Annotated in this window: 17 protein-coding genes and 1 other RNA gene; 10 read left to right on the top strand and 8 right to left on the bottom strand. The window is 67.7% G+C overall.

Annotated elements, in window-relative coordinates:
- Positions 1-53 precede the first annotated feature (53 nt).
- The 4 genes from WG922_RS20730 to gyrA all read right to left on the bottom strand — a co-directional run bounded on the left by WG922_RS20730 (position 54) and on the right by gyrA (position 6769).
- Complete coding sequence (locus WG922_RS20730) at positions 54-2045, bottom strand: bifunctional 3-phosphoshikimate 1-carboxyvinyltransferase/cytidylate kinase (protein ID WP_340284918.1); 1992 nt, start codon at positions 2043-2045, stop codon at positions 54-56.
- A gap of 3 nt (positions 2046-2048) precedes the next feature.
- The gene (locus WG922_RS20725) at positions 2049-2927 is read right to left on the bottom strand and encodes a prephenate dehydrogenase (RefSeq protein WP_340284916.1); all 879 of its coding nucleotides are present in this window, start codon (positions 2925-2927) and stop codon (positions 2049-2051) included.
- 10 nt (positions 2928-2937) lie between these two features.
- Positions 2938-4020 carry a prephenate dehydratase gene (gene pheA / locus WG922_RS20720; protein WP_340284914.1) on the bottom strand — a complete coding sequence of 361 codons (1083 nt, stop codon included), beginning with the start codon at positions 4018-4020 and terminating at the stop codon, positions 2938-2940.
- Between the two features lie 61 nt (positions 4021-4081).
- Positions 4082-6769 (bottom strand): DNA gyrase subunit A, encoded by a 2688-nt coding sequence (gyrA, locus tag WG922_RS20715; protein ID WP_340284912.1) that lies wholly within the window; start codon positions 6767-6769, stop codon positions 4082-4084.
- A gap of 229 nt (positions 6770-6998) precedes the next feature.
- Here gyrA and ompA point away from each other — a divergent pair, with 229 nt between their 5' ends.
- The 5 genes from ompA to WG922_RS20690 all read left to right on the top strand — a co-directional run bounded on the left by ompA (position 6999) and on the right by WG922_RS20690 (position 11032).
- Positions 6999-7703 (top strand): outer membrane protein OmpA, encoded by a 705-nt coding sequence (gene ompA / locus WG922_RS20710; RefSeq protein WP_340284911.1) that lies wholly within the window; start codon positions 6999-7001, stop codon positions 7701-7703.
- 91 nt (positions 7704-7794) lie between these two features.
- Positions 7795-8505, top strand: coding sequence for a bifunctional 2-polyprenyl-6-hydroxyphenol methylase/3-demethylubiquinol 3-O-methyltransferase UbiG (gene ubiG / locus WG922_RS20705; RefSeq protein WP_340284910.1), 711 nt, complete (start codon positions 7795-7797; stop codon positions 8503-8505).
- Complete coding sequence (gene gph, locus WG922_RS20700) at positions 8505-9182, top strand: phosphoglycolate phosphatase (RefSeq protein WP_340284909.1); 678 nt, start codon at positions 8505-8507, stop codon at positions 9180-9182. The genes ubiG and gph overlap by 1 nt, the downstream gene beginning before the upstream one ends.
- 13 nt (positions 9183-9195) lie before the next feature.
- Positions 9196-9569, top strand: a transfer-messenger RNA (tmRNA) gene (gene ssrA, locus WG922_RS20695).
- Between the two features lie 125 nt (positions 9570-9694).
- Complete coding sequence (locus WG922_RS20690; protein WP_340284908.1) at positions 9695-11032, top strand: lyase family protein; 1338 nt, start codon at positions 9695-9697, stop codon at positions 11030-11032.
- 79 nt (positions 11033-11111) lie between these two features.
- On the opposite strand, the gene WG922_RS20685 is transcribed toward WG922_RS20690, so the two are convergent.
- Both WG922_RS20685 and WG922_RS20680 read right to left on the bottom strand, forming a co-directional pair.
- Positions 11112-12077, bottom strand: coding sequence for a phospholipase A (locus WG922_RS20685; protein ID WP_340284907.1), 966 nt, complete (start codon positions 12075-12077; stop codon positions 11112-11114).
- 392 nt (positions 12078-12469) lie between these two features.
- Positions 12470-12979, bottom strand: a complete 510-nt coding sequence (locus WG922_RS20680; RefSeq protein WP_340284905.1) for a pyridoxamine 5'-phosphate oxidase family protein — start codon at positions 12977-12979, stop codon at positions 12470-12472.
- A 199-nt stretch (positions 12980-13178) separates the two neighbouring features.
- On the opposite strand from WG922_RS20680, the gene sbmA reads away from it, so the two are divergent.
- Positions 13179-14195, top strand: coding sequence for a peptide antibiotic transporter SbmA (gene sbmA, locus WG922_RS20675; protein ID WP_340284904.1), 1017 nt, complete (start codon positions 13179-13181; stop codon positions 14193-14195).
- Positions 14196-14216: 21 nt separating this feature from the next.
- Here sbmA and WG922_RS20670 read toward each other — a convergent pair whose 3' ends face one another.
- Entirely contained in the window at positions 14217-15014 is a 798-nt protein-coding gene (locus WG922_RS20670; protein WP_340284929.1) for a helix-turn-helix transcriptional regulator, read from the bottom strand.
- A gap of 185 nt (positions 15015-15199) precedes the next feature.
- On the opposite strand from WG922_RS20670, the gene WG922_RS20665 reads away from it, so the two are divergent.
- The 4 genes from WG922_RS20665 to WG922_RS20650 all read left to right on the top strand — a co-directional run bounded on the left by WG922_RS20665 (position 15200) and on the right by WG922_RS20650 (position 21236).
- Positions 15200-15646, top strand: a complete 447-nt coding sequence (locus WG922_RS20665; protein WP_340284902.1) for a hypothetical protein — start codon at positions 15200-15202, stop codon at positions 15644-15646.
- 205 nt (positions 15647-15851) lie between these two features.
- Positions 15852-16937, top strand: coding sequence for a 3-phosphoserine/phosphohydroxythreonine transaminase (gene serC / locus WG922_RS20660; protein ID WP_340284900.1), 1086 nt, complete (start codon positions 15852-15854; stop codon positions 16935-16937).
- Between the two features lie 175 nt (positions 16938-17112).
- Entirely contained in the window at positions 17113-19983 is a 2871-nt protein-coding gene (locus tag WG922_RS20655; RefSeq protein WP_340284899.1) for an aconitate hydratase, read from the top strand.
- The gene (locus WG922_RS20650; protein WP_340284897.1) at positions 19980-21236 is read left to right on the top strand and encodes an FAD-dependent monooxygenase; all 1257 of its coding nucleotides are present in this window, start codon (positions 19980-19982) and stop codon (positions 21234-21236) included. Before WG922_RS20655 ends, WG922_RS20650 begins: the two co-directional genes overlap by 4 nt.
- A gap of 169 nt (positions 21237-21405) precedes the next feature.
- On the opposite strand, the gene kynA is transcribed toward WG922_RS20650, so the two are convergent.
- Positions 21406-22263 (bottom strand): tryptophan 2,3-dioxygenase, encoded by an 858-nt coding sequence (kynA, locus tag WG922_RS20645; RefSeq protein WP_340284895.1) that lies wholly within the window; start codon positions 22261-22263, stop codon positions 21406-21408.

Here is a 22263-nt window from a genome sequence, read left to right as displayed (position 1 = left end):
CACCAGTGCGCTGTCGCGCGGAAGGAGCGGCGTGGGTCGGTAGTGAGCAACCCTCAGGCGGACCCGAAGGGCTGCTTGTCTTCCCACCACTGGAGTACCTGGGCCACCGATTGCTCGATGCTCTGCTCGGAGTTGTCCAGGAGGAGGGCGTCTTGCGCGGGCTTCAGGGGCGACACTGCGCGTTGTGAGTCCCGGGCATCGCGCGCCTCCAGGTCGGCGCGAAGACCGTCGATTGTAGTCGCTATGCCCTTGTCGCTCAATTGGCGGTGACGGCGTTCGGCACGCTGGCCTGCACTGGCGGTGAGATAGACCTTGAGCGGTGCATTCGGAAAGACGACGGTGCCCATGTCCCTCCCGTCGGCGACGAGGCCCGGAAGGGCGCGAAATTCCTGCTGCAGCGCAAGCAGAGCGATTCGCACGGCAGGCAAGGCCGACACCTGCGAGGCGTTCATGCCCGCCTGCTCGGTGCGGATCGCGTCGCTCACGTCGGTGCTATCGAGCAGCACCCGGTCGCCGGCGAAGTGCACAGGCAGGCGCGCTGCCAGCTCGGCGATGGCCGCCTCGTTCGAAACATCCAGCGCCAGCCCGCTGCGCAGCGCCGCCAGCGCCGTGATGCGGTAGAGCGCGCCCGAATCGAGATAGTGGAAGCCGAGCCGCTGGGCCACGCGCGACGCCAGGGTGCCTTTGCCGGAGGCAGTCGGGCCGTCGATGCAGATCACCGGCACGCGGTGCGGCGCGGCACTGACCACGCGGAACAAGGTCTCGAAGTAGTCGGGGAAGGTCTTTGCGACGCACTTCGGGTCGTCGATACGGACCGGCAGAGCTCGGGGGTTGAAGGCCGCCAGCGAAAAGCACATCGCGATGCGGTGATCGTCGTACGTACGGATGCGCGCGGGCTGCCACAGCACCGGAGGGGTGATGCGGAGGAAGTCGGCGCCTTCCTCGACCTCAGCCCCTAGCTTGCGCAGTTCGGCGGCCACGGCCGCAAGGCGGTCGGTCTCCTTGACGCGCCAGCTGGCGATATTGCGCAGCGTGCTCGGCCCGTCCGCATACAGCGCCATCACCGCCAGGGTCATCGCTGCGTCCGGAATATGGTTGCAGTCCATGTCGAGCGCCCGCAGCGGCCAGGCGCCTCGCCGCACCTCGATCCAGTGCGCGCCACTGTGCACATGCGCGCCCATACGCTCGGCGGCCTCCAGGAAGCGGATGTCGCCCTGGATCGAATCTCGCCCGAGGCCCTCGATGCGGATGACGTCTGTGCCTCGTGCGGCCAGCGCCCCCAGCGCGACGAAGTAGCTTGCCGACGAGGCATCGCGCTCCACGTGCACGACGCCGGGAGAAGCGAGGCGGCTGCCTGAGGGAATGGTGAACCGGCGCCAGCCGTCGCGCCGCACCTGCACGCCGAAGCGGCCGAGCAGCTGCAGCGTGATCTCGATGTAGGGCTTGGAGACCAGCTCGCCCTCCACTTCGATCACGACGTCGTGCGTGGCAACGAGCGGCAGTGCCATCAGCAGCGCGGTAAGAAATTGGCTGGAGACATCGCCGCGCACCGCGATCGGCCGCTCCAGCCGTAGCTGCGGGCGGCCGATGCGCAGGGGCGGATAGCCGGGCTTGCCGAGATAGTCGATCGTGCAGCCGAGCGCACGCAGGGCATCGACCAGGTCTCCGATGGGGCGTTCGTGCATGCGCTCCACGCCCGAGAGTTCGAAGTTCCCTCCCAGCACCGCAAGGGCCGCGCAGAGCGGCCGCATGGCCGTGCCGGCGTTGCCGAGAAGCAGGCGCGCCGGGCCTGCCGGCGCCTGGCCGCCGAGCCCGGTTACTTCCAGGACGGCTCCGTCGCGCCGCAGCGTGCATCCGAGTTGCTCGAGGGCGGCCAGCATTACGCGCGTGTCGTCGGAATCCAGCAGGTCGTGAATCGCGGTGGTGCCCGCACTCAGCGCAGCCAGCAGCAGCACGCGATTGGAGATGCTTTTCGACCCGGGCAGGGCCACCACGCCGCGCGCGCCGTCGAGCGGCGGCAGGTCGAGGAACTCGGTGCTGAACACGCGTCAGTCCTCCAGGCCGGTTCCCATGCGCCACGGCGCACGCGCAGCGCGGGCGCGCCGCACCAGCTCCTCGACGGCCTTGGCGTCTCCCGCTTCGACACTGCGCTCGAACTGCGCCAGCGCCTCGCGGAAGTGGCGTGACTGGGCGAGCAGCTCCTGCCGGTTGGCGAGCAGGATGTCGCGCCATACGGCGGGTTCGCTGGCCGCGATCCGGCTGAAGTCACGGAAACCGGACCCTGCCAGGGCCATGAAGCGCGCGGCTTGCGCCTGGTCCATGAGCCCGTTCATGTAGGCAAAAGCCAGCATGTGCGGCAGGTGGCTCACCGCGGCATAGGTGGCGTCATGTGCCTCGGGCGACATCTTGACGACGCGGCTGCCGAGCTGCTTCCACACCTGCTCGGCCTGCGCCAGCTGCGCGACGAGGGTGCGCTCGATGGGCGTGATGACGACCTGTCGCCCCGCGTACAGATCGGCGTCAGCGTGTTCGATCCCGCCGTGCTCCTTGCCTGCGATGGGATGGCAGGGTACGAACGCACCGATCTGCTCGCGTAGCGCCCGTCGGCCCGCCTCCACCACATCGCGCTTGGTCGAGCCCACGTCCATCAGGAGCATGTCCTGGCGAACGAGGTGGCGGATCGCCTTGAAGGTGCTCTCGGTGGCAGCAACCGGCACCGCGAGCAGCACGATGTCGGCTCCGGAGACGGCCAGCAGCGCCGAAGGCGCCTCGACGTCGATGACGCCGAGCTGCCGTGCCCGCTCGGTGGTTGAGGGTGACTTGCTGTAACCCACTACCCGCTTGACCAGTCCGGCACGTCGCATCGCCAGAGCGAATGAGCCGCCCATCAGGCCGCAGCCGATGAGGGCGAGTTGCTCGAATTTCATGCGGGCGCGCTCAGTCGTTGACCGGGTAGGTACCCAGCATCTTGTAGAAAGCGCACAGGGCGCGCAGGTCCGCCAGGGCGGCCGCAACGTGCGGCAGCGAGGGATGGCCCTGCACGTCGATGAAGAAGTAGTACTCCCACTGTCCGGATCGCGCCGGTCGCGACTCGAAGCGCGTCATCGACACACCGTGTCGCTTGAGCGGCACCAGGATGTCGTGCACCGCGCCCGGGCGATTCGGCACCGAAACCACCAGGCTCACGCAGTCCTTGCCCGAAGCCTGCGGCGCCTCGAGCGTCTGCGGCAGGCAGATCACCGCGAAGCGGGTGCGGTTGTAGGCGTCGTCCTGGATGGCCTGTGCGGCCAGGTGGAGGCCGAACTCGCTGCCGGCGCGTTCGCTCGCGATGGCGGCCCACGCCGGGTCGCCAGCGGCCAGCCGGGCTCCCTCGGCATTGCTGGCCACCGCGCGCCGTTCGGCATGCGGCAGGTGTTTGTTGAGCCAGCCCTGGCACTGTGCCAGCGCCTGAGGGTGGGCCAGGACGGCCTCGACGCCGTCCAGCGTCGGCTGCTGGCGCAGCAGGTGGTGGCGCACGAGCAGGCTGATTTCGCCCACGATGTGCAGGGGAGAGGACAGCAGCAGATCCAGCGAACGGGTGACCACGCCTTCCGTGCTGTTTTCGACCGGAACCACGCCGAAGTCCGCTGTGCCGGCGGCGGCAGCGTGGAACACTTCGTCGAAGCTCACGCAAGGGACGTGTTCGATCGTCGAGCCGAAGAACTGCAGCGAAGCCTGTTCGCTGAAGGTGCCTGCCGGCCCGAGGTAGGCGACCCGCTGCGGTGCCTCCAGCGCGCGGCAGGCCGACATGACTTCGCGCCAGATGTTCGCGACGCTGGCATCCTTGAGAGGGCCGGCGTTGGCCTCCTGCAGCCCGTGGATCACCTGGGCCTCGCGCTCGGGGCGAAAGACGGTCGAGCCTTCCCGGCGCTTGATCTCGCCGACCTCGGCGGCCAGTCCCGCACGGCGGTTCAGCAGCGCGAGCAGTTCGCGATCCACGGCGTCGATGTCCGTCCTCAGTTGCGCAAGGTTCTTTGCCATGTCGTGCGGGAAAGCGGCCGCGCGGCCGGGATACCGGCTGCGCGGCCTGGTTGTCGTGGGATCAGCTGGGGCTGCCGTCGCCGTTGCCTGCGTCGCCGCCGTTGCCTGCGTCGGCACCATCGCCGCCTGCATCGGCGCCATCGATTTCATCGAGCTCGGCCGCCTGCGCGTCATTCTCGACGATGCGTTGCAAACCGCTGAGCTCGGAGCCGGAGTCCAGTCCGATGAGCGTCACGCCTTGTGTCGCGCGGCCGAGCTCGCGGATTTCGCTGACACGGGTGCGCACCAGCACGCCCTTGTCGGTGATGAGCATGATCTCGTCGTCGGCGTGCACCAGCGTGGCAGCCACGACCTTGCCGTTGCGCTCGCTCTGCTGGATGGCGATCATGCCCTTCGTGCCGCGTCCATGGCGCGTGTACTCGGTGATCGGGGTGCGCTTGCCGTAGCCGTTGACCGTGGCGGTGAGCACGCTTTGCGACTCGTCCTCGGCCACCAGCATGGCGATGACGGTCTGGCCTTCCTCGAGCATCATGCCGCGCACGCCGCGGGCATTGCGACCCATCGGGCGGACGTCGTTCTCGTCGAAACGCACGGCCTTGCCGCCGTCGGAGAACAGCATGACGTCGTGCTTGCCGTCGGTGAGGGCGGCGCCGATGAGGTAGTCGCCCTCATCGAGATCGACGGCGATGATGCCTGCGCGCCGCGGATTGCTGAACTCGTCCAGCGCGGTCTTTTTCACCGTGCCCATGGACGTGGCCATGAACACGTAGTGATCGGCCGGGAAGCTGCGGAACTCCCCGGTGAGCGGCAGCACCACGTTGATCTTCTCGCCTTCGGCAAGCGGGAACATGTTCACGATGGGGCGGCCGCGCGAGCCGCGCGAGCCCGAGGGAGCCTCCCACACCTTGAGCCAGTACATGCGGCCGCGGTTGGAAAAGCAGAGGATCCAGTCGTGCGTGTTCGCGATGAACAGCTGGTCGATCCAGTCGTCTTCCTTGGTGGAGGTGGCCTGCTTGCCGCGTCCTCCCCGCTTTTGCGCGCGGTACTCCGAAAGCGGCTGGCTCTTGATATAGCCCGCATGCGAGAGCGTGACCACCATGTCGGTAGGCGTGATCAGATCCTCGGTCGCGAGGTCCTGCGCGTTGTGTTCCACGAGGCTGCGGCGGGCACCGGCCTTGGTCTGCCCGAACTCCTGCTTCAGTGCCGAGAGCTCTTCGCTGATGATGGTGGACACGCGCTCCGGCTTGGCCAGAATGTCCAGCAGGTCCTCGATCTCGGCCATGACATCGCGGTATTCGGCGACGATCTTGTCCTGCTCGAGGCCGGTCAGGCGCTGCAGGCGCATCTGCAGGATTTCCTGGGCCTGCGTGTCGGAGAGGCGGTAGAGGCCGTCCTGGCCCATGCCGTACTGGCGCTCCAGGCCTTCCGGTCGGAAATCGTCGGCATTGACCGATGTGCCATCCTCGCGTGCGCGGGTGAGCATCTCGCGCACCAACTGGCTGTCCCATGTGCGGGTCATCAGCTCGGCCTTCGCGACTGGGGGCGTGGGCGATTCGCGGATGATCCGGATGAACTCATCGATGTTGGCCAAGGCCACCGCCAGGCCTTCGAGGACGTGGCCGCGCTCGCGGGCCTTGCGCAGATTGAACACCGTGCGCCGCGTGACCACTTCCCGCCGGTGCTGCAGGAAGATATCGATCAGGTTCTTGAGGTTGCACAGCTTCGGCTGGCCATCGACAAGCGCGACCATGTTGATGCCGAAGGTGTCCTGCAGCTGCGTTTGCTTGTAGAGGTTGTTGAGCACCACCTCCGGCACTTCGCCGCGCTTGAGCTCGATCACCAGCCGCATGCCCGACTTGTCGGATTCGTCCTGGATATGGCTGATGCCTTCGAGCTTCTTCTCGTGCACCAGCTCCGCCATGCGTTCCTGCAGCGTTTTCTTGTTGACCTGGTAGGGGAGCTCATCGACCACGATGGCCTGACGCTGGCCTCGGTCGATATCCTCGAAGTGGCAGCGTGCCCGCATCACCACCTTTCCGCGGCCGGTGCGGTAGCCCTCCTTGACCCCGTTGATGCCGTAGATGATGCCGGCCGTCGGAAAGTCGGGTGCCGGCACGATCTCCATCAACTCGTCGATGGAGGCGTCCGGCTGCTTGAGCAGGTGCAGACAGGCGTCAATGACTTCGTTCAGGTTGTGCGGCGGAATGTTCGTGGCCATGCCGACCGCAATGCCGCCAGAGCCGTTGACCAGCAGATTCGGCAGCCGAGAGGGCAGTACCAGCGGCTCTTTTTCGCTGCCGTCGTAGTTGGGCCCGAAATCTACCGTCTCCTTGTCGATATCGGCCAGCATCTCGTGGGCGATCTTCGCAAGTCGAATCTCCGTGTAACGCATCGCCGCGGCGTTGTCGCCGTCCACGCTGCCGAAGTTGCCCTGTCCATCGACCAGCATGTGGCGCATGGAAAAGTCCTGCGCGAGCCGCACAATGGTGTCGTACACCGACTGGTCACCGTGCGGGTGGTACTTGCCGATCACATCGCCTACGATACGAGCGGATTTCTTGTACGGCCGGTTCCAGTCGTTGTTGAGTTCGTGCATCGCATAGAGCACGCGCCGATGCACAGGTTTCAGGCCGTCACGAGCATCCGGGAGGGCTCGCCCCACGATCACGCTCATGGCGTAATCGAGATAGCTGCGCCGCATCTCCTCTTCGAGACTGATGGGTAGAGTTTCTTTTGCGAATGAGGTCATGAGGGGCCCAGGCCAGGCGGCAATCGCGGGATTTTACGGCGCGCAGGCGCCTGTCGCGAGCCTGCAACAAGGCCCGGGGAAAGAGGTTTTGTCCTACGGAGCCTGTCTGGCCCGAGCGTTGTGTGTGTAAGGGGGTGTGGCACAATTACCGGGACGTTTTTGGTGGTGGTCACCTGAATCGTAGTTTTCTCGCAGCGCGGCTGCGGCCTATCCCCCTAAGAGGAGAACCATGAAGAAACTCAATAAAGTGGCGCTCTTGTTTGCCTCCGCTGCGCTGGCTACGGCCGCGGGCGCGCAAACCCGTGTGACCGCTGCCGACGGTGGCAACCGCGTCGACAATTGGCTCAACGGTACCAACGAACTCGTCTGGAAGAACGGTACCAACGAACTGTGCTGGCGCAACCCCAGCTGGACGCCGGCCACCGCGGGCCGCACCTGCGATGGTGCCCTGGTTCCTCCGCCCCCTCCCGCACCTGCTCCGGTCGCGGCTCCCGCGCCGGCTCCGATTGTCGTCGTGCCCCCGCCCCCGCCCCCGCCGCCGCCCCCGCCCCCTCCGGCACCCCAGCCGCCTGCGGCCAGCAAGGTGACCTACGCGGCCGACGCCTTCTTCGACTTCGATCGCGCCGTGCTCAAGCCGGAAGGCCGTGCCAAGCTGGACGACCTGGTCGAGAAGGTGCGTGGCATGAACCTCGAGGTCATCATCGCTGTTGGCCACACCGACGCGATCGGCTCCGACGCATACAACCAGCGTCTGTCGGTTCGCCGTGCTGAAGCCGTGAAGTCCTACCTCGTGTCCAAGGGCATCGAGCGCAACCGGGTCTACACGGAAGGCAAAGGCGAGAAGCAGCCGGTGGCCGACAACCGCACCGCCGAAGGCCGCGCCAAGAACCGCCGCGTGGAAATCGAAGTGGTCGGCACCCGCCCGAACCGCTGATCCTTCTGCCGGACACTAAAGCCCCGCTCTGCGGGGCTTTTTTCTTTGCGCAGTGCCTCTGCGCAATGCGCATTCCCCGTAAATTGCCGCCATGAACGCTCCCCTGAATGCCGATCCGGCCGAACTGGCCAAGTTCTCCGAACTGGCCCACCGCTGGTGGGACCCGGAAAGCGAGTTCGCGCCCCTTCACCACATCAACCCCTTGCGCCTCGAGTGGATCAATGGCCAGTGCCCGCTGAAGGGGCAGCGGGTGCTGGACGTCGGCTGCGGTGGCGGCATCCTGGCCGATTCGATGGCCCGCAAGGGTGCTTCCGTCCTGGGTATCGACCTGGCGACCAAGGCCTTGCGGGTCGCACAACTGCATGCGCTCGAAGCGCAGACGCCCGACATCCAGTACCGGGAGGTGAGCGTCGAAGACCTTGCCGTGGCGCAGCCGGCCAGCTTCGATGCGGTCACATGTATGGAGATGCTCGAGCACGTCCCCGATCCCGCTTCTGTCGTGCGGGCGTGCGCGCAGCTCGTCAAGCCGGGCGGCTGGGTGTTCTTCTCCAGCATCAACCGCAACCCCAAGTCCTTCCTTTTCGCGATCGTGGGCGCCGAATATGTGCTGAACCTGCTGCCCCGCGGCACCCATGAGTTCCGGAAGTTCATCCGTCCAAGCGAACTGGCGCGCGACTGCCGAGCGGCGGGCCTGGAAGTGGTGAAGACCCGCGGCATGGAATACAACCCGCTCACGCGGCGCTACTGGCTCTCTGCGGATACGAGCGTGAACTACATGTTTTCCACTCGCAAGGGTTCCTGATGCGCCCCTTCGATGTTCAAGCGGTGCTGTTCGACCTCGACGGAACCCTGGTGGACAGCGCGCCCGACCTTGGCGCTGCGGTCGACAAGATGCGATGCGACCGCGGCCTGCCCTCGCTGCCGCTCACCGACTACCGCCCGTTCGCAGGAGCCGGCGCGCGAGGAATGCTCGGAGTCGCCTTCGGCATGACACCAGACCACGCCGAGTTCGCGGCCATGCGCGAGGAGTTCTTTCGCAACTACGAAAGCCGCATGACCGAGCTCACCCGACCCTTCGCGGGCGTTGCCGACATGCTGCAGGGGCTGCGCGTACGGGGGCTGCCCTGGGGCGTGGTCACCAACAAGCAGATGCGGTTCGCCGCGCCGCTCACGCGGGCCATGGCGCTGTTCAAGCAGGCGTCCTGCGTCGTCGGTGGCGACACTACGCCTCACCCGAAGCCCCATCCGGCCCCGCTGCTGGAAGCGGCCCGCCAGCTCCGTGTGCCGGCGGCCGCGTGCCTGTATGTGGGCGACGACGAGCGCGACATCGTCGCCGGCCGCGCCGCCGGCATGCGCACGGTGGCTGCAACATACGGCTACCTCGGCGGCAGCGTCGATACCGTGGTGTGGGGCGCCGACGCGCGCATCGATTCACCGCTGCAACTGCTCGACCTCTTGAACCGAGGGCGGGTGGCCTAAAATACCGATTCCTGGGGCTGCACTGGTTTCGACGTGGGTTCGGACACGCAGCAGGGCATGTCGAGGTTCAGTCACCTCGTTAATCCGCTGAAATCAAGTAACTGCCAACGACAGCAATTACGCTCTCGCCGCTTAAATAACGGCGTACCTCGCAACAGCTCGCCGATGGGCTGGGCAAAGGGTGAAAGCCCCGCGCTGCGAGGGAACTCACATCGGCTGGTCCTGATCCGGGTGCCTTGGATTGGGACGAGAAAATAGGGTACTGGCGGCCGGTGTAGCGTGCGTCTGCGCGACACCGGTGGCGAGAAACCAAATCAGAACGCTACACATGTAGAACTGCTCGGAGAAGGCTTACGGACGCGGGTTCAATTCCCGCCAGCTCCACCACACAGCGGCAAAAGCCGTCCAACTCAGCGTTGGACGGCTTTTTCTTTGCGATGTCGTGTAATGGGGCTGGGCCATGGCGGTGCAAGACGCTGCTGAGCCGGGTGTATTGCTAAGGAGGAGACCAGATGCTCGGAATCGTTGGGCCCGGGGCAACGTATGCCACGGCGCCGTTGAATGACGTGTTCTCCGATCGCGGGTTCGCCGCGGCGCTGCTCCAGTACGAGCAGGCTTTGATATCGGTCGAGGAGGAGCTCGGGCTGGTGCCGCAAGGCGAGTCCGCGAAGCTCGCGGCCTTTCGCGCTGACGACTTCGACCTCGCGTCCGCGACTGCGGCAGCAGCATCCACGAGCAACCCGGTCGCCGGATTGGTCGAGCAGTTGCAACACGTCTGCTCCTTCGCGCATTTCGGTATCACCAGCCACGACGCCTGGGACGTCGCGCACGTGCTGCAGCTGCGCTCAGGAGTCCGGCTCGTCTGTGCGGACCTGAGCGTCGCGCTCGAACACCTGGCCCGGCTCACCGAGACGCACGCCGACACGCCCATGGCTGCACGAACCCAAGGACAGACGGGTGCGCCCATGAGCCTCGGGCTGAAGTTCGCCACCTGGCTGGACGAACTCCTGCGGGGAGCGGACCGCGTGGAGCGGGCGATGGAGGACGCGGCTGTCCTCACCGTCGCCGGCGTGGTCGGCACGGCCTCTTCGTTCACGGTGCTGAATGTCGATGCGGGCGAAGTCGAAGCACGCCTGGCGCGCATGCTGGCTCTCAAGACCACCCACACCCCGTGGTTCACGAGCCGGGACCGGTTCGTCGATCTGGCCGCCGCCATCGGGCAGATCTGCACCTTGGCCGGAAAAGTCGCGCACGAGGTCTATACGCTCCAGCGCACCGGTATCGAGGAGCTCGCGGAAGGTGGCGCTTTCGGAAGCCTTGCGAACCCGCAGAAGACCAACCCCTGGTTGTCCCAGAAGATGCATGGCTTGGCCGTGGTGGCGCGCAATCTCGCCGCAACGGTCGCCGACAGCGCCGCCCTGCCGGAAGGAGAGCGCGAGATCGGCGCCGCCTATGCGGAGGCGTTCGGGCTCGCGCAGTTGTGCCTGGTCGGCGGTCGCCTGGCTGCCGATCTCGCAACGCTGCTCGGACGTCTGGAGGTGCGCGTATCGACGATGCGCGCCCACCTCAAGGACGACCCGGCGCTGCTCTCCGAGAGTGTCAGCATGGTGCTGTCCCGCGCGCTAGGAAAGAAACAGGGGCATGCGCTGATGAAGGCCGTGGTGGCGCGTTATCGCGCAGGTGAACCCTACGACGCCGCAGTACGCGATGCGTTTCGCGCCTCGGGCGTGGAACTTCCGCCGGACGTGCTGGCACTGCCTGGCTTGTTCGGGTGGGGTCCGCTGCGTGCGCGCGAAACCGCGGCCCGAGCCCGCCTGTGGCTGCAGGGACAGAGGCCGGATGCAGCCTGACGCAGAGCAGGCCCGACGAAGCTGCTCCTGCGGCCGTGCGCACGGTACCGCCCGTGGGCACGGCCCGCAGGCCGCACCTTCACAGCCGGAACAAGGTCAAGCCGAAGCCGATGCGGTTTTGCCGGTGGTTGTAGTCCAACAGCGTCTCGCCGTAGCCTGAAAACACCTGCACGAACCAGCGCAGGCCTTGCGGCTGGCGTCGGTCGATCGGGTAACTCCAGTCGAGCTGCAGCGAGCCCTTGTCCAGCGTCTTGTTGTGGGTGCGCCAAGTGAGGGTGGTCGCCGCGACGCCGGGTACCCACGTGCCGCGCAGCTCGGTGTTGCCGATGTAGCGGGTGAGGTCCGGGTTGTCGTCGGTCGGGCTGTCCTCATGCAGTCGGCGATGGATGGTCGCCGTGAGGCCGAAGTCGCCGCGCGTGACGGAGGTCGAGGCCCACAGCCGGTTCCAGCTGCGCGAGTTCGAGCCGCTCTGCCCGTTGGATTGATGCGCCAGACCCAGTTGCACCATCTCCCACTTGAAGTCGCCGGGCCAGCGCCCGAGCCGACCGCCGATAGGCACGACATAGATAGCCTCCGGCTCATAGTCGGTGCTGCGGAAGGGAGACGATTGCTCGGGGTTCCACACCTGCCACAAGGAGCGCTGCGTGTAGCCCACCCACAGATCCGCGTTGGGCAACAGCAAGCCCTCGACCACTTTGGCTCGCAACGAGACCTGGAACTTCGCTTCGACCGCCTTCAGGTCGCGGCCCGCGCCCGAGGCGGTACCGCGCGTGGGGCTGAACGGTTGTTCGTTGAGGTTGCTCGTCCAGTCCGCGACCAACGCGTAGTTGGGGCGGTAAGTGCGCAGCGAAAAGGTGCCGCGCTTGGCGGCCGGCGTCAGCTCCCAGGTGTTCTGAAAGACGGCCGACGCCCGGCCTGGCCCGCGCAGTTCCCCGGGCTCGGGCGGAGGCGCCACGGTCAACTCGGGCTCCGCGGCCGCATCGGGCGGCGCCGGCGGGAACAGGCGGTCATAGCAGGCCAGGCGGGTCGTGTCGTCCTTCAGCACGCTGCACTCCGCAGCAGGCTGCGCCAGGGCGCTTGCCGCCCATAGCGTGCATGGCAGTGCGACCAGACAGGTTTTCGGGCTTCTTAGCCGCAGGCTGGAAATCGTCCTCTTGCGAATCATCGAAGCCACTGTAGAGCACGCTGCCGGCGGTCCTGTAACCCCGTGTTCTGCTCACACCGTAATCGCTGGCAGAGCCGCGCACGAGACGCGCCGGTCTGGAGGGCGGGCGTCGAGCGACCGTGCGGGCTGCTCGCTCACGACGCGCTCGATCTCACGTCCCGCGTGAAGTCGCGGGCACGTGTCGCCGCCCTGGAGTGCGCGCATCGGCGGCCCAGGAGCCGCTGCGCCTGCCGCAGCGCTCCGACCCTGCCGCCGCTTGGACACCGCAAGCCTCAGCTGAAGTGCACTTCGCGATGCTCGCCCATCTCGGGCGGGTTGCCGGTCAGCGCGGCCGACGCCATCTTCACCAGCTGCGTCACCTTGCTTTCCTTCACGTCCCAGAACTCGGCGTGGCTGATGCGGATTTCGATGAACTCGAGGTTGGGATCGTCCAGCCCCTGGGGGAACCAGGCCTTGGTCATGGCGTTGAAAAGCCGTTCCATCTTGGCCCGGTCGTTGCTCACCGTGGCACGTCCGCAGATCGAGACGTAGTGGTCCTTGTGCGGGTCGGAATAGGAGACGTTCACGTCGCCGTCCTGGCGCAGCCGCTGGCCCACCTCGGTGGCCTTGGATACGAAGAAGTACAGGCAGCCTTCGTCGAGTGACTTGTTCTGCGTCGTCAGCGGGTGCGCGCGCAGCGTGCCGTCGGCGTGGCGGTGGGTCAGCATGCCGAAACGCATGTCCTTGATCAGGGCCCACAGGTGCTTGTAGTCCAAGCGTTCGGATAGCGTGGAGGTGCTCATGGGTCGTTCCTTCCCGGGGTGGGTCGTTGAATGAGGGGACTCAAACACCGATCTTTGGCCCCGGCAGGCCGGCTGCCGCGTCGGAGCGCCGCGTGCCGCGCTGTACGCCCCTGCCGACAGGCGGGCCGCGGCGGCGGGGGCGGGGCAGGCAGACGGCTACCATGCGGGCGTTCTTCTCCAACCGGATCTCTGCCGCTCCATGTTCAAGTCGTTCTTCCTGTCGCGCCGCTGGTGGACCTGGTCACTGCTCGGCTCCGCCCTGATCCTCTATGCGACCTGGTACCGCGTCGGGCTGGACGTGCAGATCAACGAATGGTTCGGCAGCTTCTACGACATGGTCCAGCGCGCGCTCACCACGCCGCGCAGCGTTACCCTGGCCGAGTTCTGGCGCGAACTCGGCGTGTTCCTGCGCATCGCCATGCTCTACGTGACCATCGCGGTGGTGCTGGAGTTCTTCATCAAGCACTTCATCTTCCGCTGGCGCCAGGCGATGAACGAGTACTACATGGCGCACTGGGAGCAGCTGCGCACCATTGAAGGCGCCGCGCAGCGGGTGCAGGAAGACACCATGCGCTTCGCCCGCATCATGGAAGGGCTGGGCGTGGAGTTCATGCGCAGCGTCATGACGCTCGGGGCGTTCCTGCCGATCCTGTGGGTGCTGTCGGAGAAGGTGACCGAGCTGCCGTGGGTGGGCGAGGTGCCGCATGCGCTGGTGTGGGTGGCGCTGATGTCGGCGATGTTCGGCACCGTCCTGCTGGCGGTGGTCGGCTTCAAGCTGCCGGGGCTGGAGTTCCAGAACCAGCGCGTCGAAGCGGCCTACCGCAAGGAGCTGGTCTATGGCGAGGACAACGCCGAGCGCGCCAGCCCGCCGACGGTGCAGCGCCTCTTCAGCGATGTACGGCGCAACTACTTCCGCCTGTTCTTCCACTACCTCTACTTCGACGTGGCCAAGTGGTCCTACCTGCAGTTTTCCGTGCTCATTCCGCTCATCGCGCTGGCGCCCACCGTGGTCGCCGGGGTGATCACACTGGGCGTCATGCAGCAGATCACCCGCGCCTTCGACCGCGTCGAGGGTTCGTTCCAGTTCCTGGTGCTGAGCTGGGGCACCATCGTCGAGCTGCTCTCGGTCTACAAGCGCCTGCGGGCGTTCGAAGAGCAGATCAAGGGCGTCTCCTCGGTGCCCGTCGGCGAGCCCGGCGCCAGTGCTGCCCGCTGACGGCTGCGCACCGAAGCCTGCTCAGGCCAGCTGACGCAGTGCCTCGGCCGTGGCGCTGTCGGCGGGAAAAAAGGTTTCCAGCGCCAGCTCCTGCAGGGTGATGTCCACCGGGCTGCCGAACACGGTGGTGGTGCTGATGAAGGCGAGCGTGCCCGACGCCGTGCGCAGCTGTAGCGGCACGGCGACGCTGCCGTAGGGCGCCCGCGCGCCACTGCCGGCGTCCTCCTCGCCGGACGTGGGGTAGGCGAGCAGCTCACTGCGCAGCGACGCCAGTGCCGGGTCGCCGGTCGCCTCGAACTGCTGGTGCAGCCGCATCAGCAGGTGCTCGCGCCACGTCCCGAAGTTCACGATGCGCGGCGCCAGACCCTGCGGGTGGAGGCTCAGCCGCGCGACATTGATCGGCGGCACCAGCAGGTGCGCAGCCGCGCCTTCGATCAGCGCGTGGACGCTGCGGTTCGCAGCGACGATCTGCCAGTGGCGGTCGAGCGCGAGCGCGGGAAACGGCTCGTGCCCACGCAGGATCAGCTCGATCGCCTCGCGGGCCGCCGCCATCGATGGATCGTCCAGCGGCCGCTCGCGGTACATGGGTGCGTAGCCGGCCGCCACCAACCACGCGTTGCGCTCGCGCAGCGGCACATGCAGGCGCTCGGCCAGGCGCAGCACCATTTCGCGGCTCGGCTGTGCGCGCCCGGTCTCCAGGCAGCTCAGGTGCCGTGTGGAGATCGCCGCGTCACCCGCCAGGTCCAGCTGACTCAGCCTGCGGTGCAGGCGCCAGCGGCGCAGGTGCGCACCGAGCGGCTGCAGGCCAGAAGCCGGCATGGCGACGGGTGCCGTCGAAGCAGGTGCGGCGGCAGCCGCGGAGGCGCTTTCGGCGAAGGACGGGGCAGGCATGCCGGCGATGGTAGGCCCGCGCAGGCCGCATGCCATGACCTGCGGGGTCATGGACGTGCTGCAAAGGCGTGCGGACCATGTGGGTTCGTCCAACCATCGTGAAGGAGTTTTCCATGTCCGACTCGCCTTACGCTCGACGCCTTCGGTTCGCCCAGTCGCCGAACTTCCTGCGCCATGTGCTGCTGGCCGACGCCGCCTCCTGCGTGGCCACCGGTGCCTTGCAACTCGGCGCAACGGGCTGGCTCTCCGCCACTCTCGGCCTGCCGGCCGGGCTGCTCGCCGGAACTGGTGCGTTCCTGCTCGGCTTCGCCGCGCTGGCCGCCTGGGTGGGCACGCGTCGCCCGGTGCCCCGGGCCTGGGTGGGCCTGTTCATCGTCGGCAATGGCGCCTGGGCAGTGGGATGCGTGGTCGTGCTGGCGGCCGGGGTGGTGGCCCCCACCGCCTGGGGCACGTCCTGGGTGCTGGCGCAGGCCGCAGCGGTGGTCCTGCTGGCCGAACTGCAGTGGATCGGGCTGCGGGCCGGTCCATCCGCACCGCAGCGAGTGCCGCGCGTGGCATGAAGCTGCGCATCCCGGCCGCCCTGCGGGGAAGGCAGCCGTGCTGCACCGCCCAGACCCGCGGCCCTTCCGCCCGGCGCCGGCGCTCGCACCGGCGCGTGATCCTGGGACTGCAAGGAAGAGCCGCAGGCCATTCACGGTATGCTGTGCGCCTGCTTTTTTTCCTCCCGTTCCCCGGCCCAGTGCTGCCGACAGAGAGCCCAGTCCCATGCCCCGCGTCTTCAATTTCAGCCCCGGTCCCGCCACCCTTCCCGAGCCGGTACTTCGCCAGGCCGCCGAAGAAATGCTCGACTGGCACGGCAGCGGCATGTCGGTCATGGAGATGAGCCACCGCGGCAAGGAGTTCATGGGGATCTATGCCGAGGCCGAAGCGCTGCTGCGCGAGCTCATGGGCATCCCCGCGCACTACAAGGTGCTGTTCCTGCAGGGCGGCGCCATCGGCCAGAACGCCATCGTGCCGATGAACCTGATCGGCCGCACCGGCCGCGCCGACTACGTCATCAGCGGCGACTGGTCCCGCAAGTCGGCCAAGGAGGCCGCGCAGTACGGCACCGTCCGCATCGCCGCCAGCAGCGAGCAGGACGGGCGCTTTCGCAGCGTACCGGCGCCGGACAGCTGGAAGATCGATCCCGGTGCCGCCTATGTGCACCTGTGCAGCAACGAGACCATCGGCGGCGTCGAGTTCTTCGACACGCCCGATACCGGCGCAGTGCCGCTGGTGGCCGACATGTCCTCGGACATCCTGTCGCGCCCGATCGACGTCTCGCGCTACGGCCTCATCTACGCCGGTGCGCAGAAGAACATGGGGCCTTCGGGACTCACCGTGGTGATCGTGCGCGAAGACCTGCTGGGCCACGCCCTGCCGATCACGCCCACGGTCTTCAACTACCAGATCCAGGCGGCCTCCGAGTCGATGTACAACACGCCGCCGACCTTCGGCATCTACATCGCTGGCCTGGTCTATCGGCACGTGAAAGCGCTTGGCGGACTCGGTGTCGTCGAGCGCATGAACCGCGAAAAAGCCGCGCTGCTCTACGACTTCCTGGACGCGAGCGCCTTCTTCAGCAACCCCATCGAGCCGGGTTCGCGCTCGATCATGAACGTGCCCTTCTGGTTGCGCGACAGCACGCTCGACGCGAAATTCCTCCAGGGTGCCGACGCCCGCGGCCTGGTCCAGCTCAAGGGCCACCGTTCGGTCGGCGGCATGCGTGCTTCGCTCTACAACGCCATGCCCATCGACGGGGTGCGGGCGCTGGTGGCCTACATGCGCGAGTTCGAAGCCGAGCACGGCTGAGCCAAACCGGGCAGAGCCGAACCCGCCGGCCGGCCGCGCGCTACCGCGTACGCCCGACCCCGGGCCGGGCAGCCCTGCGTCCCGCGGACACGTAAGCGCCGTTAACGCGCGGCGCAGGGCGACACACGGCGCGGTCAACTCGGCAGAATGCGTGTTTTCGAGAGAGGAAGCACGAATGACCCATGCGTTCGCCCATACGCTCCGTTCCTTCAAGATCGGCTCCGGCCGCAAAGGCAGCTTCTATTCGCTGCCGGCGCTGGCCGAAGCGTTTCCGCAGGTGCAGCGCCTGCCCGTGTCCATGCGCATCGTGCTGGAGTCGGTGCTGCGCAACTGCGACGGACTGAAGATCACGCCGGAGCACGTGCGCGAACTTGCGAACTGGCAGCCGAACGCCGCGCGCACCGAGGAAATTCCCTTCGTGGTGGCGCGGGTGGTGCTGCAGGACTTCACCGGCGTGCCCCTGCTGGCCGACCTGGCCGCCATGCGCAGCGCAGCCGCTCGGCTGGGCAAGCCGCCGGGAGCGATCGAGCCGCTGGTCCCGGTGGACCTGGTGGTGGACCACTCGATCATGGTCGATCACTACGGCACGCGTGACGCGCTCGACCTGAACATGCGGCTCGAATTCCAGCGCAACCAGGAGCGCTACGAATTCATGAAATGGGGCATGCAGGCCTTCAGGACGTTCGGGGTGGTACCACCGGGCTTCGGCATCATCCACCAGGTCAACCTCGAATACCTCGCGCGCGGCGTGCACCGCGACGCCGAGGGCGTCTACTACCCCGACACCCTGGTCGGCACCGACAGCCACACGACCATGATCAACGGCGTGGGCGTGGTCGGCTGGGGCGTGGGCGGCATCGAGGGCGAAGCCGCGATGCTGGGCCAGCCGGTGTACTTCCTCACACCCGATGTGGTGGGCTTCGAGCTCACCGGCCGGTTGCGCGAAGGCTGCACCGCCACCGACCTCGTGCTCACCATCACCGAGATCCTGCGCAAGCACAAGGTGGTCGGCAAGTTCGTCGAGTTTTTCGGAGAAGGCACGCGCACCCTCGGTGTGCCGGACCGCGCCACCATCGCCAACATGGCGCCCGAGTACGGCGCCACCATGGGCTTCTTCCCCGTGGACGACAAGACCGTCGAGTACTTCCGCGGCACCGGCCGCAGCCGAGAAGAGGTGGACGCCCTCGAGGCCTATTTCCGTGCGCAGAAGCTGTTCGGGGTGCCGCTGGCGGGCGAGGTCGATTACTCGCAGGTGGTGCGCCTGGACCTGGGCGAGGTCGCGCCCAGCCTGTCGGGCCCGAAGCGGCCGCAGGACCGCATCGAGATCGGCCAGGTCGCGTCGCAGTTCCGCACCCTGTTCAGCAAACCCAGCGCCGAGAACGGCTTCAACAAATCGGCCGAGCTGCTGTTGTCGCGCCACCAGCTGGACGCGGACGGAGAGGCGCCCGACCTCAAGGTGCCGGTCACCCCGGACACCGCGCCGGCGGCTCCGCGCTTCGAATTGGAGATGGAGGCCAACAAGCCGGTGCGGCGCGCCGCCGTGGCCGAGGCCGACCCGGGCGCCCAGCACGTGCGCGGCATCACCATCGGCAACGGCGACGTGCTGATCGCTGCGATCACGAGTTGCACCAACACCTCCAACCCCGGCGTCATGCTGGCCGCCGGACTGCTCGCCAAGAAGGCGGTGGAGGCGGGCCTCTCCGTCAAGCCGCACGTGAAAACGTCGCTCTCGCCGGGCTCGCGCATCGTCACCGAGTACCTGGAGCGCTCGGGACTGCTGCCCTATCTGGAAAAGCTCGGCTTCGCCGTGACAGGCTACGGCTGCTCCACCTGCATCGGCAACTCCGGCGACCTCGCATCCGAGATCAACGAAGCCATTTCCAAAAGCGACCTGATCTGCGCCGCCGTGCTCTCGGGCAACCGCAATTTCGAGGCGCGGATCCATCCGAACATCAAGGCGAACTTCCTCGCCAGCCCACCGCTGGTGGTGGCTTACGCGCTTGCCGGCACGGTGCTGCGCGACCTGATGACCGAGCCGGTGGGGCAGGGCGCGAACGGCAAGGATGTCTGGCTCGGCGACATCTGGCCCGGCTCGGACGAGATCCACGCACTCATGCGCCATGCCATGAACGGCAAGGCCTACCAGTCGAACTACGCGAAGGTGAAGTCCGAGCCCGGTCCGCTGTGGGAGCGCATCCAGGGCGTGGGCGGCGCCACCTACCAGTGGCCGACCAGCACCTACATCGCCGAGCCCCCGTTCTTCGCGGGTTTCGGACTGGACCGCGCGAGCACGGCCGCGCCCGAGCGGGTGCAGGGCGCGCGTGTCATGGCGCTGTTCGGCGACTCCATCACCACCGACCACATCTCGCCGGCCGGATCGATCAAGGAAAGCTCGCCCGCGGGTCAGTGGCTCAAGGCGCACGGCGTGCACAAGGCCGACTTCAACAGCTACGGATCGCGCCGCGGCAACCACGAAGTCATGATGCGCGGCACCTTCGCCAACGTCCGCATCAAGAACCTGATGATCCCGCCCGAGTCGGACGGCTCGCGCGTGGAGGGCGGCCTCACGCTCTACCGGGGTGGCGACTCCAGCGCGAAGCCCGAGCGCATGTTCATCTTCGACGCGGCCATGCGCTACATGGCCGAGGGCCGCCCCACCGTCATCTTTGCCGGCGAGGAGTACGGCACCGGCTCCTCGCGCGACTGGGCGGCCAAGGGCACGCAGTTGCTGGGAATTCGCGCGGTCGTCGCGCGCAGCTTCGAGCGCATCCACCGCAGCAACCTGGTCGGCATGGGCGTGCTGCCGCTGCAGTTCCAGGGCGCGGACACCTGGCAGTCCCTGGGCCTGGACGGCTCCGAGCTCATCGACGTGCTGCCCGATCCCGAGCTGCGCCCGCGCAGCGACGCCCGCGTGGTCGTGACCCGCGCCGATGGCAGCCGCCGCGAGATCACCGCGACGCTGCGCATCGACACGCCCATCGAGGTCGAGTACTACCGGCACGGCGGCATCCTGCCTTTCGTGCTGCGGCAGCTGCTGGCGGCGTGAGCCCCAGCCTGCTGGTCGCCGGTGGCGGCATCGGCGGCCTGGCCGCGGCGCTGGCCGCAGCCAGGCGCGGCTGGCAGCCACGGGTGTTCGAGCAGGCGGCCCGGCTGTCCGAGGCCGGCGCGGGCATCCAGCTGGGGCCCAACGCCTGCCGCGTGCTGCGCAGCTGGAGCCTGCTGGACGGCGTGCGCACGCACGCTTGCGTGCCCCGCAGGCTGGTGGCCCGAGACGTCTCGAGCGGCCGCGAGCTGGCGTCCCTGGACATCGGCCGCGAGTTCGAAGCGCGCTACGGAGCCCCCTACCTCACGATCCATCGCGCCGACCTGCACGACGCGCTCGCGCAGGCGCTGCGCGGCGCGGGGGTCGTGCCGCACACCGGGCTTCGGGCGGTGGGCCTTTCGCAGGAAGTCGCGGGCGTGCAGCTCTCCTTGGCGCCCGTGTCCGCCACGTCGGCTTGTGCCGCGGGGGCGGCAGGCCCTTCGACCGGCGGCGATGCGCCCGCTGTTCGCGACGAGTGGGGGGAGGCCGCCGTCGCCGCCGACGGGCTCTGGAGCACGCTGCGCCAGCAGTTGCTCGGCGACGGCCCCCCGCTTGCATCCGACCATGTCGCCTACCGCAGTCTGCTGCCGATGATCGATGTGCCCGCGCGCTGGCGCGAGCCGGAAGTCACCGCCTGGATGGGGCCCGACCTGCACGTGGTGACGTACCCCGTTCGTGGTGGTGAGGCGCTCAATGTCGTGTGCGTGGTCCAGCAGGCGAGTGCGGGCGAGCGCACCGGCTGGGACCATCCGGCCGCCCGTGCGGCGGTGCTCGCCGCGTTGGGCAACGCCTGCACGGCCTTGCGCGACCTGGTCGAGGCGGCCCCGGCCTGGGGCCTGTGGGTACTGCACGACCGGCCGGCCGTCCAGAGCGCAGGGGCCATGGCGCAGGGGCGTGTGGCCCTGCTGGGGGACGCGGCCCATCCGATGCGCCCCTACCTGGCGCAAGGGGCCGCCATGGCGCTGGAGGACGCGGCCGTGCTCGGCGACGTGCTCGGCGAAGCCTTGGCTCCGGGGGGCGGCAGGACCCTCGCAGCGCCGGAGGCATTGGCGCGCTATGCGCAATTGCGCTGGCAGCGATGTGCGCGCGTGCAGCGTCGCTCGCTGCGCAACGGCGGCATCTTCCATGCGAGCGGGATCATGCGCATCGCGCGCGACGCCGGCCTGCGCGGGCTGGGCGGGCGCCTGATGGATGTGCCCTGGTTATACCGGGGCTGAGCGGGCGGGACGAGGGGACCTGCTTGGGCGTCGCGCAGTCGGCGATGTTGCCGCGCAGCCTGACGGCCGCGCCGCAGCCGCCGCGCTCGGTCATCCATGTCCCGTCGCGATGGCCTGGGCGCGCGGCCCCTGCGAGGGGCTGCGCACTTCCTTGCGCCGCCCGTGCCGCTCAAAGATCCGTTCGCAGCTTCCAGATCTCGGGGAACAGCACCACGTCCAGCATCTTGCGCAGGTAGCTCACGCCGCCGGTGCCACCGGTGCCGCGCTTGAAGCCGATCACGCGTTCGACCGTGGTGACATGGCGGAAGCGCCAGAGGCGGAAGGCGTCTTCGAGGTCGGTGAGTTCCTCGCCGAGCTGGTAGAGGTCCCAGTACCGCTCGGGGTCGCGGTAGACCACGAGCCAGGCCTGCTCGACCTCCGCGCTCTCTGTGTACGGCTGGGTCCAGTCGCGCTCCACGTGCGAGGCCGGGACCGGCAGGCCGCGCCGCGCCAGCAGCCGCAGCGACTCGTCGTACAGCGAGGGCGCTTCGTGGGCCTCGCGCACCTGCGCCAGCAGCGCGGGCTTGTGCGCATGGGGCTTGAGCATCGCCGCGTTCTTGTTGCCCAGCGCGAACTCGATGCAGCGGTACTGCGCGCTCTGGAAGCCACTGGAGTTGGACAGATACGGCCGGATGGCGCTGTACTCGGGCGGCGTCATGGTGGCCAGCACGTCCCAGGCATGCACCAGCTGCTCCATGATCCGCGACACGCGCGCCAGCATCTTGAACGCGCTGCCGAGCTGGTCGCGCCCGACGCAGGCAATGGCAGCGCGCAGCTCGTGCAGCATCAGCTTCATCCACAGCTCGCTGGTCTGGTGCTGGATGATGAACAGCAGCTCGTTGTGGTCGGGCGAGAGCGGTTTCTGCGCTCCGAGGATGGCGTCGAGCTGCAGGTAGTCGCCGTAGGTCATCGCATCGCTGTAATCGAGCTTCGCGCCTTCGGCGTGCACGATGTCCTCGGGGCGGGTCGGGGGCGGATCGTTCTGCAT

The sequence above is a fragment of the Ramlibacter sp. AN1015 genome, assembly GCF_037726105.1.
Lineage (GTDB): Bacteria > Pseudomonadota > Gammaproteobacteria > Burkholderiales > Burkholderiaceae_C > Ramlibacter.
The sequence above is the reverse complement of the archived record's forward strand: the minus strand, read 5'-3'. Positions and strand labels throughout refer to the sequence as shown.